Source organism: Haloferula sp. (assembly GCF_049672945.1).
Lineage (GTDB): Bacteria > Verrucomicrobiota > Verrucomicrobiia > Verrucomicrobiales > Akkermansiaceae > Haloferula.
Window position 1 is genome coordinate 1 of sequence record NZ_JBATWY010000182.1, and the last position, 17352, is coordinate 17352.

General features: G+C 58.7%; 23 protein-coding genes. 12 read left to right on the forward strand and 11 right to left on the reverse strand.

Translation table 11 applies throughout. The features are described 5' to 3' along the window. Positions 1-28: 28 nt before the first annotated feature. Entirely contained in the window at positions 29-262 is a 234-nt protein-coding gene (locus WBG04_RS16500) for a winged helix-turn-helix domain-containing protein (RefSeq protein WP_424315675.1), read from the reverse strand. Between the two features lie 81 nt (positions 263-343). After that, positions 344-2383 carry a DNA phosphorothioation-associated putative methyltransferase gene (locus WBG04_RS16505; protein WP_424315677.1) on the reverse strand — a complete coding sequence of 680 codons (2040 nt, stop codon included), beginning with the start codon at positions 2381-2383 and terminating at the stop codon, positions 344-346. Between the two features lie 149 nt (positions 2384-2532). On the opposite strand from WBG04_RS16505, the gene WBG04_RS16510 reads away from it, so the two are divergent. Continuing rightward, positions 2533-3240: an exonuclease domain-containing protein gene (locus tag WBG04_RS16510; RefSeq protein ID WP_424315678.1), complete on the forward strand. Its 708-nt coding sequence runs from the start codon at positions 2533-2535 to the stop codon at positions 3238-3240. Between the two features lie 410 nt (positions 3241-3650). Here the strand turns inward: WBG04_RS16510 and WBG04_RS16515 are convergent, their stop codons facing one another. Both WBG04_RS16515 and WBG04_RS16520 read right to left on the reverse strand, forming a co-directional pair. Beyond that, positions 3651-4097 carry a DUF3368 domain-containing protein gene (locus WBG04_RS16515; RefSeq protein ID WP_424315680.1) on the reverse strand — a complete coding sequence of 149 codons (447 nt, stop codon included), beginning with the start codon at positions 4095-4097 and terminating at the stop codon, positions 3651-3653. 49 nt (positions 4098-4146) lie between these two features. After that, positions 4147-4419, reverse strand: coding sequence for a UPF0175 family protein (locus WBG04_RS16520; protein WP_424315682.1), 273 nt, complete (start codon positions 4417-4419; stop codon positions 4147-4149). Positions 4420-4682: 263 nt separating this feature from the next. Here WBG04_RS16520 and WBG04_RS16525 point away from each other — a divergent pair, with 263 nt between their 5' ends. Further along, a complete protein-coding gene (locus tag WBG04_RS16525) occupies positions 4683-5366 on the forward strand; it encodes a hypothetical protein (protein ID WP_424315684.1) in 684 nt (227 codons plus the stop codon). Positions 5367-5457: 91 nt separating this feature from the next. Here WBG04_RS16525 and WBG04_RS16530 read toward each other — a convergent pair whose 3' ends face one another. Continuing rightward, a complete protein-coding gene (locus WBG04_RS16530) occupies positions 5458-5847 on the reverse strand; it encodes a hypothetical protein (RefSeq protein ID WP_424315686.1) in 390 nt (129 codons plus the stop codon). A 180-nt stretch (positions 5848-6027) separates the two neighbouring features. Here WBG04_RS16530 and WBG04_RS16535 point away from each other — a divergent pair, with 180 nt between their 5' ends. Beyond that, positions 6028-7032 carry a helix-turn-helix transcriptional regulator gene (locus WBG04_RS16535; RefSeq protein ID WP_424315688.1) on the forward strand — a complete coding sequence of 335 codons (1005 nt, stop codon included), beginning with the start codon at positions 6028-6030 and terminating at the stop codon, positions 7030-7032. Between the two features lie 20 nt (positions 7033-7052). Here the strand turns inward: WBG04_RS16535 and WBG04_RS16540 are convergent, their stop codons facing one another. Beyond that, a complete protein-coding gene (locus WBG04_RS16540; RefSeq protein ID WP_424315689.1) occupies positions 7053-7448 on the reverse strand; it encodes a hypothetical protein in 396 nt (131 codons plus the stop codon). Positions 7449-7610: 162 nt separating this feature from the next. On the opposite strand from WBG04_RS16540, the gene WBG04_RS16545 reads away from it, so the two are divergent. Further along, the gene (locus WBG04_RS16545; RefSeq protein WP_424315691.1) at positions 7611-8279 is read left to right on the forward strand and encodes a hypothetical protein; all 669 of its coding nucleotides are present in this window, start codon (positions 7611-7613) and stop codon (positions 8277-8279) included. Then, positions 8276-9028 carry a class I SAM-dependent methyltransferase gene (locus tag WBG04_RS16550; RefSeq protein WP_424315693.1) on the forward strand — a complete coding sequence of 251 codons (753 nt, stop codon included), beginning with the start codon at positions 8276-8278 and terminating at the stop codon, positions 9026-9028. The genes WBG04_RS16545 and WBG04_RS16550 overlap by 4 nt, the downstream gene beginning before the upstream one ends. Before the next feature lie 76 nt (positions 9029-9104). Here the strand turns inward: WBG04_RS16550 and WBG04_RS16555 are convergent, their stop codons facing one another. The 3 genes from WBG04_RS16555 to WBG04_RS16565 all read right to left on the reverse strand — a co-directional run bounded on the left by WBG04_RS16555 (position 9105) and on the right by WBG04_RS16565 (position 11481). Next, entirely contained in the window at positions 9105-9635 is a 531-nt protein-coding gene (locus tag WBG04_RS16555) for an ARPP-1 family domain-containing protein (RefSeq protein ID WP_424315695.1), read from the reverse strand. A 120-nt stretch (positions 9636-9755) separates the two neighbouring features. Beyond that, positions 9756-10799: an SPL family radical SAM protein gene (locus WBG04_RS16560; protein ID WP_424315697.1), complete on the reverse strand. Its 1044-nt coding sequence runs from the start codon at positions 10797-10799 to the stop codon at positions 9756-9758. Between the two features lie 22 nt (positions 10800-10821). Then, positions 10822-11481, reverse strand: coding sequence for a hypothetical protein (locus tag WBG04_RS16565; RefSeq protein ID WP_424315699.1), 660 nt, complete (start codon positions 11479-11481; stop codon positions 10822-10824). Between the two features lie 389 nt (positions 11482-11870). Here WBG04_RS16565 and WBG04_RS16570 point away from each other — a divergent pair, with 389 nt between their 5' ends. The 7 genes from WBG04_RS16570 to WBG04_RS16600 all read left to right on the forward strand — a co-directional run bounded on the left by WBG04_RS16570 (position 11871) and on the right by WBG04_RS16600 (position 16279). Further along, on the forward strand, positions 11871-12134 hold the full coding sequence (locus WBG04_RS16570; RefSeq protein ID WP_424315700.1) for a hypothetical protein: 264 nt from the start codon (positions 11871-11873) through the stop codon (positions 12132-12134). Between the two features lie 20 nt (positions 12135-12154). Then, on the forward strand, positions 12155-12304 hold the full coding sequence (locus WBG04_RS16575; RefSeq protein WP_424315702.1) for a hypothetical protein: 150 nt from the start codon (positions 12155-12157) through the stop codon (positions 12302-12304). 19 nt (positions 12305-12323) lie between these two features. Beyond that, positions 12324-12539: a hypothetical protein gene (locus WBG04_RS16580; protein WP_424315704.1), complete on the forward strand. Its 216-nt coding sequence runs from the start codon at positions 12324-12326 to the stop codon at positions 12537-12539. Between the two features lie 95 nt (positions 12540-12634). Further along, positions 12635-13162, forward strand: a complete 528-nt coding sequence (locus tag WBG04_RS16585; protein WP_424315706.1) for a hypothetical protein — start codon at positions 12635-12637, stop codon at positions 13160-13162. Continuing rightward, positions 13159-13983, forward strand: coding sequence for a RecB family exonuclease (locus tag WBG04_RS16590; RefSeq protein ID WP_424315708.1), 825 nt, complete (start codon positions 13159-13161; stop codon positions 13981-13983). The genes WBG04_RS16585 and WBG04_RS16590 overlap by 4 nt, the downstream gene beginning before the upstream one ends. A gap of 129 nt (positions 13984-14112) precedes the next feature. After that, positions 14113-15168 carry a M28 family peptidase gene (locus WBG04_RS16595; RefSeq protein WP_424315710.1) on the forward strand — a complete coding sequence of 352 codons (1056 nt, stop codon included), beginning with the start codon at positions 14113-14115 and terminating at the stop codon, positions 15166-15168. A 91-nt stretch (positions 15169-15259) separates the two neighbouring features. Then, the gene (locus WBG04_RS16600; RefSeq protein WP_424315712.1) at positions 15260-16279 is read left to right on the forward strand and encodes a DUF3150 domain-containing protein; all 1020 of its coding nucleotides are present in this window, start codon (positions 15260-15262) and stop codon (positions 16277-16279) included. 59 nt (positions 16280-16338) lie between these two features. Here WBG04_RS16600 and WBG04_RS16605 read toward each other — a convergent pair whose 3' ends face one another. Next, on the reverse strand, positions 16339-16839 hold the full coding sequence (locus WBG04_RS16605) for a DUF3368 domain-containing protein (protein WP_424315714.1): 501 nt from the start codon (positions 16837-16839) through the stop codon (positions 16339-16341). Beyond that, on the reverse strand, positions 16821-17090 hold the full coding sequence (locus WBG04_RS16610) for a UPF0175 family protein (RefSeq protein ID WP_424315716.1): 270 nt from the start codon (positions 17088-17090) through the stop codon (positions 16821-16823). The genes WBG04_RS16605 and WBG04_RS16610 overlap by 19 nt, the downstream gene beginning before the upstream one ends. Positions 17091-17352: the final 262 nt, after the last annotated feature.

Here is a 17352-nt window from a genome sequence, read left to right on the forward strand (position 1 = left end):
TTTTCAGCACCCACTTCAAAATCACCAATCAAATTAGCGTGAATTTTTTGTCGGAGGTGATTCGGAAGCACTTCTCAGCGCTCGCCAATTTCATTTCGACCCCTTCAGCGTGGCTTCGAAGTTGGCGGCTCAAGACCGCCTTGGGGCTCTTAGCTTTGAACTCGAAGAGCCCCTCCGAGCAGATCCGGTCGTAGATTTCGTCGATTGAGAGAGCTTGTCCCGCATCACGCAGAACTTTGATTGCGGCTTCCTTGATGGTCATATTGTCTATTCTTCGGTTGTGAGCGCCAAATTTGCAGTTTTTGATGAGCCCCTTCAAGCCCATGTTCGGGACACTTGCCCCCTACTTCCCCTTCTTGGTTAGAACACGGGTTAAGCCTGCCTTCTCGATCGCCGATTCAAAATCACCCTTCGATATTCCGTGGCCTACATTGGCCTCACTAATGCCGAGCTCCCGTAAGCGACGGCTCACGACCTGCATCTTTGCCAAGCCCGGATGATCGGCGGGGAGAAAGCGCTCCTTGAAGAACAGCAACTGGCGGTGGGGACCAGGTGGATGCTCAAAGACATTCACAAACAGTCTTCGAATATCGACTTTGATCCGCATCGTCATTTCGGGGAACGGTGTTTGATCGAAGTCCTCATAGTAGGTGAAGGTCAGCTTTCCGGAATAAAGGTGGATCTTGGTCAGATCCGCCGCACGCGGATCCCCGTAGAGCTTGGCTCCACACTCGACGTAGATCCGGAGGATTGCAGGGAGCTCGTCGAGAAGGCTGCGGTGAATCGTGAAGTGCCCTTCATTCTCATCGGACCAGCCAAAGTCGAGTCCTTGGACTGCGAGCTCCAGCTCATCCTCGTCGCCCGCCGCAAACATCAGCTCACGAGCCTTCTCCTCCGCATTGGCATAGCTCCCGAAGAAACTTCGGAGATCACGTTGGAGTCGTTCCGAGAGATGATTAAACGGAATCTTCTTCCGAAGCTGCGCGGCAGCAACAAAGACAATGAGATCTTCTTTCCTTCTTTGACGCGCCGCCTCAAAGGTGGGTTCGCCGAATCGATCGATGAAGAGCTGCAGTGCTTTCGGCAAGGACCCGCAGGCTCTACGCACTTCGTCGATCCTCTCGAATTCACTCGGGCGCGGGAGCCGGCCGAGTTCCAAAACGGATTCCCAAAATTCATCAAGAAGCTCCCGGTGAGTTTCGTAGGGGTCTCGCTTGCTCTTAAGCGCTTTCAGCAAGCCCAGCTTTCGCGAAAGGGCTTCCCAGTCGATGAACCTCCGACTTCGCGAGGCCACGAAATCATGGAAGTCCTCCACTTGACGAAAGATGAAGTAGATTCCCAGCGCCACGGGCACCACCTCGGCGTGAAGGCTGTCCTCGATCAAAGCCTGGATCTCCGACGGCTCGAAGAACTTCTGGAAGGTGTCTCTACTAGTCATCACTCCATCCCCGTAGGTCTGGATGTCTGCGTAGGCTTCTTGTCCGGCGATCAGTGTCGAAACCACCATCAATCGTCGACAGTGATTCCAAGCGTCGATCAACGCATCGACCCTCTCCGCCGGATCTTCGATCACATTCAGGACAAAGCCGAGATTGACGACATCGGCCTGAACTTTGGGTTGATCCGGAGCGTGATTCGGATCCCAACCTGCACTCTCATGGTCCATTCGGCGGATGGCCTCGACGTCGGCACCATGCCCACAGCCATAGTCAAAGAAACTCTCACCTCGTCGCAGCTGACCCAGTTCGAGTAGGGTCTTCGTCGGCTTGGAAATTTCACTCCGGACAATAGCCGTTCGGTGGCGTTGAACTTTCGGTGGCTTCTGAGAAGCGGCAACCTTCTCCACCGAGGCACCCGAAGGATCCTGCATCTTAACCAAGCGGTGGGCTCGAAACCCCACCCCCTTGTCAGCGAGAAGTTTCTCCCAATTCAAGCGGAAGCCGATTCGTGAGGTCTCCTCAAGCAGACCCGCTTCCTCCTCTTCGCGAGTCAGACGGGCGAACTTCGCATGCAGCCGATGGTCAACCGGGATGAAGGTCTCTTTTCGGTGAAGAATCGGTGGATTCGCCCTGGCTCGGTAGTCGTCACGCCGAACTTTTCCGGAGATCAGATCAACGATCACCGCTTCCTTTAATTCGGGATGCGGTTTCCTTTCGAAGTCAGGATAGGAAAGAAAGGAAATCTTGGGCGAAGCGATATGAAATTTAAGAAGATTGAAAGAGTCGTCGATCTCCAGCCTCTTCCGCAGTTCACCGACCGTGATTCGAAGAGCGCTGGGTAAGCCCTCGGGGTCATCTCCGGGGTCGACCAGATAAACCGCCCCGGGTAAGCGCTTGCCATAGGGCAGGTCTCGCAGGGCAGCGCGGTATTCGGTCGCCGTCATCTTTGATCCAGAGAGTAGGTTCCAGAGAGCCCTGAGGTCCAATCGAATCCAGACGGGAATCTAGGCAGGAGATTCATCAGGATCCACCATATCACACTGGAGTCTCCGGGGAAGCCACGATAATCCTTGGACCAAGTCACCCAGCAAGAATGAAGATCCAGTGCCCCAACCCAAGCTGTGACCAAAGCCTCAGCGGCCCCAAATCCGCCATCGGGCAGCGGGCGACCTGTCCCCACTGCCGCCACTCCTTCATCTGGACCGACCGATTCTACACAGGCGAAACCTTCATCATCTACGATCTCGAGACCACCGGCCTCTGCCCGGATAACGACGAGTTCATCCAGATCGCGGCGGTCAAATTCAGCTCAGGCTGCCTCTGCCCAACCGACTCGTTCTTCAGCTTCGCCAAACCAAGACATCGCATCTCATCGTTCATCGAAAGCTACACCGGCATTGGAGATCGGGACGTCAGGGATGCCCCGAGACCCGAGCAGGTTCTCTGCCGGTTCGCGACCTGGTCCGCAGATGCCACCCTCATCGCCCACAATGCCAAGCGCTTCGACTCAAAATTCCTAACCGCCACCTGTCAGCGCCACGGTCTTCCCAGCCGTGAGGTCGACGCGATCGATTCGATCGGGATTTCGAAAATGCTGTTTGGCAAAACTAGGGGGACTGGCCACTCGCTCGACCACGTCAAGAACCGCCTCAGGCTTCAGGAGACGACGCTTCGGCGCCACGACGCCCGGGGAGATGTCGACATCCTTGGACGCGCCATTGAGGAAATGCACCGACGTCTCGGACTCGACAATGCGCTGAACGGCGTCCCCCGGCACTCGACGCGACTTCCCATCGTATGACCGACCGAGAATCCTCTCACTCTGCAAATACTCCGACTGCGCACTGCTATGTCGTCTACCCCGTCCTCCCCATGGACATCCTCAGCCTCTACGTCCTCCTTCCCGCTTGAACCAAGCCATCCCTTTCACCAATGTCTCCCCATGAACCAAGCGGACCAGCTGCGGGAATCCCGATCAAGGCACAAGCTGAAGAGCGCCGAAGCCGCTGCGAAGCAGTTTCGCGCCTTCAAGGCGGTTCTACCTATTGCCAAGAAGAGTTCGGAATCTTCCGCGACCACGACAAAGGAGGTGAGTTCTCGGCCGAGCATGCCGAACTGAGTCACACGCGCCACCCAGACTCGGACAATCTTGGATATAGCACGAGTCTTGCCCCGGTGCTGAGTAAGGCTTCAGCCAATGCGCCACTCCCTTCAGCTTCCTTTCGCTGGAGGTCGATCGGCAAGGCTCTGGCGCAGGGTCTCTACAACGTGCGGACTCAAGCGAAAGCCCGTTTGCGACAAGCGCAGAAAAGCATCCTCAAAATCGATCAGGCCTGCCGCAGCGGCATTCGTCAGAAGACCCGCCGTGCCGGTGACCCGCAAGCCGAGCTCGCTCGCCACCTTGCGGCCCCGCTTCTCATCGAGGATCAGCAGACTGCAATCCCGATGTTGCCACGCCAGCGTGATCGCCGAAGCCTCTCCCCGATCCAGCACACCCGTTTCCTCAAGAGGCGGTGACCCGTCAGGAACCACCGAAATCCAATCGGGTGCTTGCAGAAAAAAGCGCCTCAGATTTTCCGGTGCTCCGGGATGCACGGCTTCACTCCGGACCGACTCGGTCACCGTCACCTTGCCATAAAGCCTGCGCAGCAAATCCAACTCCCCATCTCGGCCAGACTGGACAGTACCGAGTTGTCGCTAATGACGATCACGGGATCTCTTGCCGGAATTCGGACGACCTACGGGCATCCTCCAGAATCTCATCCGCCGATTGCCCGGGCCATGCCCCGTGTCGGGTGAGCACCGCTTGTGCCTCCCAGCGTGATTCCAGTTCCAGCATCCTCCGCACCTGTTCCAGCGACAGCACATCCTTCGCATACGCCTCCGCCGCCAGAGCCTCAAGAGCCGCCCGCCCCAGATTCTGGAACCCAGCCCCCAACTCCGCCGCCAATTCGTCAGGAATGTTCACGGTCAAGGTCATCGGTTGTCACCCTAAGCCATCCCCCTCCCCGTGCAAAGACGAAACCAGCCCTCTTCATTCTCTCGTTTTTCACTCACTACTCGGCACTTCCCCAATCGCTCCGCGTCCCCATGCCCCTCCCCGATTCCAAACTCCATCCGAACATCCAAAGCTCGAAAGTCTGGTCGAATGAGCGCTACGGAAGACGGAGAAAACTGGCTCGCCCCATCCTTGTCCTACCCTACCTCCTATTCTGGTTCCACAACCTGAGACCCCCGAAACCGATGAGCAACTCCACCGACCCTATCCCGCCGGAATACTTCTCTTACCGCCCGGATTCCTACTGGCAAGATGGCAACCCGCTCGCGGCGATCCTTCGCAATGTGAAAGGGACGAATCGCCGGCGGATCATCGTCGATTACTGGAATGCCGGGAAGATCGACGAACTCGCTCCAGAGCTCTTGGAGGACGAAACAGATCCCGAGCTCAAGTCGTTTCTGGAAGGGATCGACCCCTCGTTCATGGGCGGCGAGTACCTCCCGGACCTCGGCCCGACGGAGGTTGAGATCGTCCGCGTGGAGCTGAAGTCGACGACTTCCGATGTGATCAGCATCCGTGCCCGCATGGAGTCCGGGGATCCGCGGATTCATTACCGGATCGTCGATGAATATGAGACGGATTTCTCCTTCACTCCCAAGACCTCTAACAAGCCCCTCACCCAGGGGGAACTGATCGCCATGATCGATGGCGTGGACGATGGCAGGGACGGCGGCCTCGCGCTTTGCTACAATCAAATGAATGCCGACGGCGGGTCGTGCCCGGAGAGTCTGCGCGAGTTCACCACCCTGAGTTCGGAATTTTATCCCGACCTCTATGATCACTACGATGAGATCCACGAGGACTGGATGCGCGAGGAACTCGCGAAGCTGGATGCCTTGGACGAATTGGAGGAAGCCGAAGAATCCTGATCACAGGCCGGAGGGTATAGGAGCAAGCAGAGTCGTGTCCGGTGAAGACGTCCATGGTTTGAAGAGGATGAAAAGCTGGCGGCTTCAGAGGTCAGAGATCGAGCACTCGCCACAGCAGGCTCGCGGGTGGGGCTTTCCGGTCGAAGAAGGCACGGAATGCCTCAATCACGGAATCCAGGCTCAGCAGATCCCGCTGTTGACCGTCGTTCACCACATCGCACTTCACTAAAAACTTCCTGGTTGATGAGCCGCTCCGATTCGCTGCCCGGTAGTGAATGTATTTATCCAAATCGTCCCCAGTGATCCTCCATTCCAGGTGGTATCCATTCAGCCCGCGGAGGGCTTGGACGTAGTTGCTGTGGGCGATCGAGAGAATGGCGTAGCTGTTGCCCAGTCCCTGATCCAATTCCCTCAGGGCTTCCTCAACAACATCCCACGGAGGGTTTCCAAGCTTCCCCTTCCCCTCCGTTTCAAGCTTCATGCCGCGTATTTTTGGGGGTTCCGTCGGGAACCCGATCGTAAATGAGAAACCAAAAGTTTCGGAGTCTCGTGGTGGCTTCGAGCGATCAGAAAAGATCATGCAGCCATGATTCCTGAAGGGGTCGGACAAGTAGAGGGTGAGCTCACTTGTCTTCGTCTCCGGAACATGAAATGTTGCGACATGCCTAACACTGTCAAACAGGGCCGAGCGGGTAGGACCCGTGCCCCCATGGAGCGGATCTACCACATCCATGAGGCCGTCGCTTCAGGGCGACTACCAAACTGCTCCGTCCTCGCGGAGGAACTGGAGGTCACTCCCAAAACCATTCAGCGGGACATCACCTTCATGCGAGACCGGCTCAGCCTGCCGATCGAATACGACGACCCATCGTATGGCTACCGCTACACCGAGGACGTCAGCACCTTTCCCGTGTTCGAGATGGGAGCCGAGGAGCTGGCGGGACTGTTCCTTTCCCGACAGGCCTTGGAGTCGGTGCGAGGCACTCAACTTGAACAGACGATGCGCGAAGTCTTCGCCAAGCTGACGCGCTCCATCGAGGGCAAAGTGAAATTCGCCTGGGCCGATCTCGACAAGGCACTCTCGCGCAAGCCGGGTGCGGTGACCAAGACGGACCTCAAGCTTTTCGGGAATCTTGCTGAGGCGGTGCTCAAGCGGCGAGAAGTGGCATTCGACTATCGCAAGCTCGGCTCCGACCGCAGCGAGAAGCGGCGTATCCAGCCCTATCACCTCGGCGAGGTTGACCAATGTTGGTATCTGATCGGCTACGATCTCGATCGCAAGGGTCTGCGCACCTTCGCTTTTCCCCGCATCCGGGCAGCCAAGACGCATAAGGAAACCTTCAAGGTGCCCGACGACTTCAACGGCCCGTCCTACCTTGGCACGTCCTTCGGAATCTGGACCGACCCCGAGCGCCCGGATTTCAAACAGGAAGTGCGCATCGAACTCAGTGGCTACGCCGCAAGACTCGTTCAGGAGCGCCGCTGGCACCCGAGCCAACAGGTCACTCCGCTCAATGCCACTGCCAGCCGTGTGGAAGTTCGCTTCGAAGTCGGGAGGCTCGAGGAACTCGTCCGCTGGACCCTGAGCTGGGGCAGCCAGGCAAAAGTGAAGGAACCGAAGGAACTGCGTGACCGGGTCAAGGCCGAGGCGGCGAAGATTTTGTAAGGTGGCATCGGCGGCCTTCGTCACAGTCCCTCGTGAAAGGCAAACACCGCCAGTTGCTGCTCGACTTGTTTGAGCTTACGCGGGAGCAGGATCGCGACGATACGTCGGTGATAGCGGTCCGGCGGTGCACCCCTGCTGAAAGGCAGGCTCCAGATCAAGCGAGGTGCCAGTCGGCAGGCCCAGCGGACGAGCCCGGCAGCATTGCCGCGACGTAGGCGCTCATACATCCCGGCCTCGACTTCATCACGCAGCCACCGGCGCACAACCTCCAGCTCCCAGGGATCAGGACTGGGATCCAAAAGCACCTCCCGCATGTCCTCCCAAAAGCTCAGGTTGCCTGAAGACAGGCGAGCGGTCTCCCGCCGAGCCTTCTTGACGGCAGTCGGGCAGGCGACCTTTGCGTGGTGGCGGATCATGACCGGGCGAGGCGTTGGTTCATGCGAACACCATCGCATCCCGGGGTAGGACAAAGACGGGGCGAGCCGAGCGATTCTTTGAGGTTTTTCGGGACCGTCACATCGGTCTTGCCGGCTCAAGCCGACCTGCCCGAGAATCCAAACGAATCAAGATATCTGCGCATGAACAACCTCCCCCTCATATTTGAGAACGGCCACCTCTTCACGATATTGGCCGGGGAAAGTTGGTTGATCGACACAGGTGCCCCGGACAGCTTTGGCGAGGATCGGGAACTGGAGCTGGCGGAACAAACCTTCAAGATTGCACCCTCCTTTATGGGCTTGGATGCCGAGCAGCTTACTCGTTTCGTGGATACGCCGTGCCGTGGTTTGCTCGGGGGCGACGTGCTCGGCGCCTTCGATATGCTTTTCAATGTGACAGCTGGCCACCTGACCCTGTCCGAAGACCAACTCGATCACCCCGGAAGTCCAGTCGAACTCGACAGCTTCATGGGCATTCCGATTGTCGAGCTGAATTGCAGCGGAAGGAGCTTCCGCTTCTTCTTCGACACTGGTGCCCAGATATCCTATCTGCAGGATGACCTACTGTTGGATTACCCGGCGCTCGGCGACATGAAGGATTTCTATCCGGGATTTGGCGAGTTTGAGACCCCGACGCACGAGGTGGCGTTGGAGCTGGCTGGAATCCCACTTATCCAGCGATGTGGCCGCCTACCCGGCCTCCTCGGCATGTCACTCGGCATGGCCGACGTCGAAGGTGTTCTTGGCAATGCTTTCATGGCCAACAGGCTCGTCGGATATTTCCCCCGCAGGATGCAGCTCCGTCTATGAGAGGTTCCCCCCATGACTCCTGGGCGCATATTTACGACCTTGCCTATAAGCGCACATTCGGACCTCTCTATCAGGGGCTCACAGACACCACGTTATCCCTCGTCGAGGAGCGGCTGCCTCCCGGCTCGAGGATCATCGACTTCGGCGCGGGAACCGGCCGCCTATCATTGCCTCTTTCCGAGCGTGGCTTCGCGGTGACCTCGCTGGAGCCTTCGGCGGACATGATGGACCAACTGGCGGCGAAGGAAGGGAAACTTCAGCCCCGCCCAAAACACCCGATTCGGACAATCCGGGCCAAGATGCAGGACTACCCCGGAACAGGAGAACACGATCTTGCGCTCTGCGTCTTCACTGTTCTCCTCTACCTCCTCGACGAGAAATCTCTGAACCTCGCGATGGCAGCCGCCTACAACGCTCTGAAGCCCGGAGGCCAGTTGCTTATCGACATCCCTTCCGAGCGCCTATTTGGCGGGTATACTCACAAGGACGAGATGCTCGAGAGGACCGTTCGAGTCAACCATGAGCGCGATCAGGTCTTCACTTACGAAGAAGAAATCCGGGTGGCGGGTAGCGATGACAATTGGGCTGAATACCGGGATCGATTCTCAATCCGTTGCTGGGACGAGATGAGTGTCTGGGCAGCTCTCAGATCCGCAGGTTTCGTAGCCAAGGAGGAGCTCACGACCACTTTTGCTGGCAGTGGATCTAGGTATTACCTTCTGGAGGCTGACCCTGCGGCTGAATTATGACTACACCCTCCGGATCTAGGGCGGAGTATTTCAAGGTAACAGCCCGCGAGTGATGCGTTCCGTAGGCCCTGTCCCCTCACAGCTCCGTCAACCGTATCGCAATCTCCTCCCAGACCTGGCCCTGATTCGAGGCATGGCCCTGCTTGGCTTCGAGGGAATCTGAAACCGCCCGCGACTTCGATTTCCGAAGCTGCGAATAGGCGACATTCCCGCTGGGCGAGAACACGTGGGACTCATACGACCAGCGGCCCTGTTCGGTGCAACTGACGGGAACATCAAGTTGTGTCCCTGCCTCGATCAGGATGGTGGTATTGAGGATCCGGTTCTGCTTGGCCCCCTTCAGCTCCTCCCCATCAAAGAGCATGATGTGGTGCGGTGTCCCATTGACGACTCGGAGGTTGGGCACGGATCCCCCTTCGCTGACCTCGGTGATCGAGAACAGCTCGTGGGCCTGGGCATCGACCAGCGTGATGTAGGCCGGTTCCGGACGCGGTGTCGCGATCACCGGCCAAAGGCCAATGCCGCCGTGAATGCGGGGTTCACCCAAACGCACCGAATCAAGAAGAGAGCGAATGGCCGGATGAATGGGGGAAGAATTTTCAGACATGCCCCCACCGTAGAAGGAGGGGTTGGACATCCGCAGGGTGAGGAGGGTAAGATCATACCCATCTCCCCGACTGGGAGAAAACCGACACATGTGTCGGTTTTCTCATCGGCTCTCCACTGTCTACTTTTTCCCGGGCCATTCGCTGACTCGGTCCCAGTAGGATTGGAGCCATGCAGCGTATGCCTCGGGATCAGGCTGGGTCCTTATTGCCTTCTTCGAGCCAAGCGCCTCGTGATCAGGCCACAAGTGCAGGCGGTCGAGTTGGCGTGTGGCCTTAGCCGCCTTTTCGGCATCCTTGAGAGATTGGATCGCATACTCGACCCATTTTGGCCCTCCGTCGTAGATCGACATGTCCATCGTCACACCCAGCTTCTCCGCGTTCCTGGCAATTCTCTCTGCGATCCCCAGCCTCAGGTTCACCGGTTCCATGAAGATCGTGTGCGGCTTGGCAGCCTTGACGGCCTTGAACACATCGAGCATCCCCTTGTAGCCGACCTCCGGGAAAACTGGTGCAACGGCCACATAGGTCGGGATGCCGGCTTTGTGGGCGTCAAGGAGCAGCTTTAGACGTTGATTGGGATGAGGGACGCTTGGCTCGTAGAGCTTGCGCAGCGTTTCATCCAAGGTCGGCAGGCTGGTGCCCAGCAGCAGTCGGTTGCCAAAGGATTTGAAGATGTCGAAGTCCTGACGCGCGAGTGGGCTGCGGGTCAGGATGCGGACGTTGAGTGTTGAGTAGTCGCGGATGGCTTCGAGCGCATTTCTGAGCGTCTGGCGGGCGAGTTCATTGAGGAGTTTCTGTTTCGCGGCATCAGGGTTGCGGATGGTCTGGTAGGGATCGGTGGTGCTGCAGAGGAACACGGCGCGGTTGCCATCGGCATTCAGCTGGCTGACCGGCGTTCTTTCCGCCTTGCGCAGCGAAGTCATGAACTTCTTCCTATCCCAAGGTCGCACCAACACATAGTTCCCCCAGTCCGCGACGGGATCGGTGACGCCATAAGACTCCAGTAGGCCTTGTTGGTATTTGATGCTCGTTTCGGTGACGTAACAGAACCGACAACCGTGGGCGCAACCCATGAACAAGTTGAGAGCCCACGAACTGAGGCTCTTGTATTTGAAACGGTTGCGCTCGATCGTCGCCGGAGAATCGTACAGGGCCGAGATCATGGATGATGAGGTGCTCACCAGCTTAGCGGAGGATCTGATCGAAAAACGCGTCGATTTCCATTTTAGCCAGTTTCAGCTGCTTTTTCTCTGCAGCCCCGAGCTTGCCCTCCAACCCGGAAAACAATCGAAGCTTCTTCTGGATTCCGGTGATGCTCGAAAGCAGTGCTTCCCGCTTGGCAGCCTCAGCATCATCGCCCGCCTCGGATTCGCGCTCCGGCGGCTGCGGAAGCACCCCGCAGGCGACGTAGGCCTGCCGGAGGGTCGGGCTCCACTCCAGCAGCGCTCTGACATCCTGCCACTGCTTCGCCAGCGCCATGTAGCGCTGCGAGGTGCGCTCGCTCATGATCTCATTCCCGAGGTTCTTCTCGCGCCAGGCTCCGAAGTCGCCACGACCGAGTTTCGCCTTGGCCGCGTTGAGCAGCTTGCCGCTTCCCCATGCGTAAACGAGGGCTGAGGCCCCGGCTTGCACGGCTCTAATGGCATGCTGGGATGCCTGGGCGGCAAAGTCCTTGATACTTTTGACAACGATTGCGTCCGACAGTTCGCCCGCCTTCGCGATCAGTCCCTCCACCTCCGAAAGTTGTTTTACAACCTCCTTCGGAGTCAGGTCGGGGACAATCTCAATCTCGGTCCTCTTCGCCTGTTTCTTTCTGGGTGTGGATTTTCTTGATTTGGCAGCCATCAGTTCACCATGTGAATTCTCTATCAACTAGCGAAGTGAAGAATCACCGTCAACCATAGAGCTAGGTCCGTTCCCTCTCTGCAATTTCCGTTTCCTCGATCCGAAGCGCCAAGTGGCGGCATGGCTCAAGGCGATTGATCGTAGGGAAGACAATCAGCCCCCGGTTTACCAAGTGAAAGAGGTGGTTGGTGTAATCATGCACCCTTCTAAACGTGAACGAGAGGCTAGGATTCATAGCTCCTCGCAGCACTGCAATTCCCATGATCGTCGCGTCATAAAGAACTGATAGAGGCTCTCTGTCTCTCTCCACATCATCACGAAGAAGCCCGCTCAGCCCTGTGCTGCGTCGGGCTCTTTCGTTTCTGACACTAACAACAAACTACACCAACATGTCCCATTTCTTCAGACACATCCCCCACCCTTACCGGCCGTGGCTGCGACTTCGGCGGCGTTCAAATCGGAAACCGTTTCTGATTTCACTCGCCGGACTCGCGCTGGTTCTCAGCTGTGCCTCGTGCACTTCGACCTACACCGAACCCGCTCCCATCCCGGTGACGGATACCGAGCCGATCGGCAAGGGCTTGTCCATCATCGGCTACTCGATCCTCGGGGGCATGGTGGTCCTCGTACTGGGCTCCATCATCAAGCGGTAGAACCCACAACCCGACCCACCATGAATCCCGTCTTCTACCTGAAGGTCTTCGCCTGGATCGCGATCGTGGCGCTTTGCCTCGCCATCTTCTCCGACTTCTGGCTGCCGATGCTGATCGGGGCGGTGGTGATCACCGCCCTCGTGGCACTGGCAACCCCTTCGCGAAAATGAATCCCAACCATCAACCACCATGCCACGTAACCTCTACAGCCCGCGGCTGTCGGACGACGTTGTGCGCCTTCTCTACCGGGAGGGCCAACGACGCCGTATGCCGATGACCCGCTTGGCGGATGAACTGATCATGGCGGCTTTGGCCATGGCGCCGTCATCCAACAAGCCAACGATCAGTGAGCCAATTGCCGAACGTTCGGCAAGGCCCACTGCATCCGGAAAACAGGCGGCCTGAAGCGCTCCTGCTTCCGCTCCCCAAGACCCGCTCCGGCACTGTCCGGCGCGGGTCTTTTCATTCTCCCCAGAACACAACCCCAACCAAACCAGCCAATGGCTATCAAACTAATTGCCAACTACTCCAAGCGTCTCGGCCTGCCGGGATACTCGTCCCACCAGTTCAGCGTCTCCGTCGAGACCGAGCTGGTGGCCACCGACGACATTCCCGGTGAAGCCGAGCGCATCTACCACCTGCTCCAGACCAACGTCGACGAGCAGATTCATCAAACCGGCTTCGTCCCGCCCGCCGACTACGGCATGGACGACGCGCCGACTCACAAGAACGGCACCAGCGGCAATCACTCCTCTAACGGGCACTCGCCTCATGGTAGTGATCGCTGGAAGTGCTCCGACAAGCAGCGGGATCTCATCCTCAAGCTCGTCGACGAGCATTCGCTCGACCGCAATGAGGTCGAGCACCTCGCCTGCCAACGCTTCGGCCACGGCGTCCGCCAACTCAACAAAATGGAAGCCTCGGGGTTGATCGATGAACTCATCGACACCCACGGCGGAAACCAACGTCGCGCCAATGGACGTCGCTCGGCCTACGCCGGCACCAACGGGAAAGGCGGTCACTCATGATCGCCCTTGCCAACCAGACTCCGGTCGCGCGTACGCTGCCCAGGCACATCTCGCCATCGGCAGCGAAGTCGTATCTGAGTTGCTCGCTGAAATTCTACTTCGAGCGGGTCTTGCAGTTGCCGGCTCCGACCACCCCGGCACTCCACCTCGGCAAGGCCGTCCACGCCGCGCTTCAGGCATTCCACCTGGCACGCTGGCGCGGCGGCGAGGATTCACCCGAATCCGTTGCCGCGGCCTTCCATCATTCGTTCAACGAACTCGAACGCAACGAAGGTCCGGTGAAGTGGAAGGACGACAAGGACCGCACAAAGTCTTACGAAGCTGGTGCACGAGTGCTTGGCGCCTACCTCGACTCCGATGAGGTGTTGAAGGGCAGGCCGCTCGCTGTCGAAGTGCCGCTGACTGAGGAAATCGAAGGACTACCCGTGCCACTCACTGGCATGGTGGACCTCGTCACCGGAGACATGGTGGCGGTCGACTTCAAGTCGGCGGCCACCACCCCGAACCCGAGACAAGCGGCGTTCGACCACGAGCTGCAGTTGGTCGTCTATCAGCTGCTCATCGAGCGTGCCAGCGGACGCACCCCGAAGTCCCTCGATCTGATCTTCCTCGTGAAGACGAAGGAGCCGAAGGTCATCCGGGTCTCCTCACCACCGGCCGACAAGGCCCGCGTGCTGCGGGTGATCACATTGCTCCGCACGGCAGTCGAAGGCATGGCGGATGGACGCTTCCATCCGCAGCCCGGCATGCACTGCTCGTGGTGCCCGTATCGAAACGAATGCACCAAGTGGCCCGCCTCCATGACGGGCAATGCGGCGTGAAAGCCACCAGCTTCTCGGCGGGGGCGATTGTGCTCCCGTCGGGCGGCTGGTATCCTCCCTCATCTCCCGGGGGAGATTTCCGGAAGTCCACCGAACCGGTGGCAAGCTTCCCCAACCCCATCTCCTACCATGAAACTTCCCCACAAGATCCTCGTCGAGCGCCTGACCCAACACAGCCAGGCCCTCGCACTCCCCCTCGGTCGCCGCGTCGGCCAACCGGGGCACGACGTCGCTCGCGACTACCTGCTCAAGCAGATGAAGCGGATCGGCCTCAAGCCTTTTGACGGTGACAGCTACGAACTCACCTACGAACTACCTCACCCGAACGGAGGAAAGCTCCAGAAATTCACTAACCTAGTGGGCGTCATCCCGGGGCGTGATCGAACCCTGCCGCCGATCCTACTCGGTGCCCACTACGACAGCGTCATCGACGCTCCCTGCGTCGACGACAACGCCACCTCCGTGGCCCACAACCTCGTGCTCGCCGAGCAATACTCCAAGGAACCGCTGGAGCGGGACGTGGTCATCGCGTTCTTCGATGCCGAAGAGCCTCCTCACTTCCTTGGGAAGACGATGGGTTCACGACGCTTCTGCGAGGATTACTGCGGTGACATCGACTTCGCAGCAGTGATCGTCACCGACTTGGTTGGTCATGATGTGGAAGCTTCCGACCTTGGGCTTCCGAAGGCCGCTTCCTCAATCATGCCCCATCTGAAGAAACTCGTGGCGGTGATGGGATCGGAAAGCGATGGAACCTTCCCGGAGATCGTCGAATCTGCCGCCAAGGGAGCCAAGGGATTGCGAGTTCTTGCCACCCTTCACCGCTACGTGGGGCCGATGTCCGACCATGCCGCGTTCGCCGATGCCGGACACCCGTTCCTCTTCCTGAGCTGCGGGCAGGGTCGACACTACCATACTCCCGAGGACACCCTCGACTGGATCAACTTCGACAAGCTTGCCAACATCACCCGGCTTATCGCGGATCTGGTCACACGCATTGACCAGACTCCACCCACTGCCGACCACTCACAGATGGATCCATTCGAGTTCGAGATACGGATGCTTCGCAAGGCGCTTGGCCCGATCGCCATTGCCGGGTTGCGGGCGTATGGCATGGCAATCCCAGAATCCAGGGAGGAACTCGATGACTTCATCGGCGGACTCATTGACGGAAATCTGATGTAACAACGACCCAACTCCACAACTCTCGCAAGAAGGGCGGCTCCGTGAATCGGGGCCGCCCTTCGCGCATTCAGAAACCAACAACCAAACCAACATGTCCCAAAATCAATACAACCTACCCCTCCTCGAAGCCGTGTGCCGTCGGGGAGTCCTCTGCAACACCAGCGTCCGTTACTGGCGCGGGTGCAAGCGCCTCAAGCCCGAAGACCTTGGGCTCAACCCGGCCAGCGTGAGCGACCGGCTGATCCAGCTCGGTCACAAGCGGCTCGTTCCACGTGAAGCACTCGCTGCCTTCGCGCTGATCGAATCGCGTGCTCATGCCATGGTCGAAAGTGCGAGCTTCCCGTTCCTCGGTGGCATCGCCCGCTTCGTCCCGAACCCCCGGCTCGTCGGTCTGACCGATGGCCTCGACAAACTCCGTGACGAGTTCCGCGAAGCGACACTCGACTTCGTCGCTGGCTACGGACCACTCCGTGACCGGGCAATGGCCGAGTGGCGTGATGTCGCCGAAAACCTCAATGGAAGTGCCGAGCACCTGCTCATGACCATCGAGCAATCGTTTCCACCGGCCGGCGACATCACCAAGCGTTTCGCTTTTGAAACTCGGCTCTTCCAAGTCGCGGCTCCCGAAAGCCTGCGCATTGACGTCGCCGAGTCCATCGACCAACTGGAAATCGCCGATGAACGTAGTAGGATTGCCCAAGAGGCATCGCGTCGTCTTCAAGGTGACCTCGATGGATTCATCCGTGAAAGCGTCACCACGCTGCGCCAGGAGGCAGCACGGCTTGCCAGCGACGTGCTTGCCACCATCGACGGCAGTGAGAACGGAGTGCATCAACGCACGCTCAATCGACTCAGCACCTTCATCGACAGCTTCCGTTCGTTGAACTTCGCTGGAGACGCCCAACTCGAAAGCACCCTCGATCGTTTCCGCCGTGAGTTACTCACCCGGAGCGCCGAGGACTACCGCAACGACGCCACCGCCATGGCCAGCCTGACCGAAGGCCTGAACCTCCTCCACGACAACGCCGTGGCCATGGCCCGCACCGAAGGCCGCGACGTGCTCACGCGCTTCGGCCAGATGGGCAGCCGCCGTCTTGAAGCGGTGGGCTGAATGGAAACCAACTTCCGGGTGTCCTGCTATCGCAGTATGCCCGGGAGGATGGTGCCGTTTCAGACAGGAAATTCCTTGGCGTCCCTCAGTATCCGCGTTTCGACCTCCGTCGAAATCCAGAAGCGGGCTGAATCGCGCAATTTCTCGATCAGAGGAGCCACCGCATCAACAAGCCCACGGGACTTCGCTTCGACAAGGCAACCGAGTGTGCCGGTGAAGCGGAGTCCGTTGGCTTTCGCCAAAGCACGTGCTTGAAGATCATCAAGGATCAACAGCGATCCCGGGTGCTCCATCGCCAGTGTGAGGCACTCGGCTTCTCCGGCGTGCACCACAGATCCGAATCCCTTCGATAGGAGACGGTCTTGAGGTAGCACCATCTTGAAGTGAGAAGCTGCATCACCTGCCTTGGGAAAAAGATCCCGCTTGGCTCGCAGCTCCTCCACCACAGCAGGCGGTATTACCACATTGCCAAACAAGCCCTGAAGCACATCCAGTCGATCAATCTCCGCGAAATTGATGATCGGCGTGGTGTTGCTGATGATTAGCCTTCCTTCAGCCATTCTCCGAGCTCTTCGCGTTCCTCCCTGTAGTCAGATAACCCAAGCGGCTGGGGAATCCCGCGCTCACCGAGCCAATGTTGGAACTCAGCTTTGCCGATGCCTGCCAGTCGGCACGCCGCAGCTCCGCCAATGATGCCGTCGCTGAACAAGGCCGCCGCGAGACGCCGAAGCAGCTCCCGCTCCATTTCAGCGGGAGGGATGCGGGCGTTGGCCAGCGCGTCACCGGGCAAGGTCAGGACCAAATCGTTCATGCGAAAACATACGCCCACCACCCGATCTCCACCAGCCCGGATTTCACCGCCTCACGCCTCTGCCATCCCCCCGGCAGCGGCGACCCCTTTCCCAGACACGACCCCAACCCTCCCCAACCAGACTGCTCTGCCCTCACACGCCTGATTTTCCAACCACCACTCCTATTCCTAACATCGCTGCCACTCCTAAGCCGCTCCCACCATTCCCCAACACAAAGCACTTCCCCCCGACCCCGCGCAAAGGGCGGCTCCATCCCGGAGC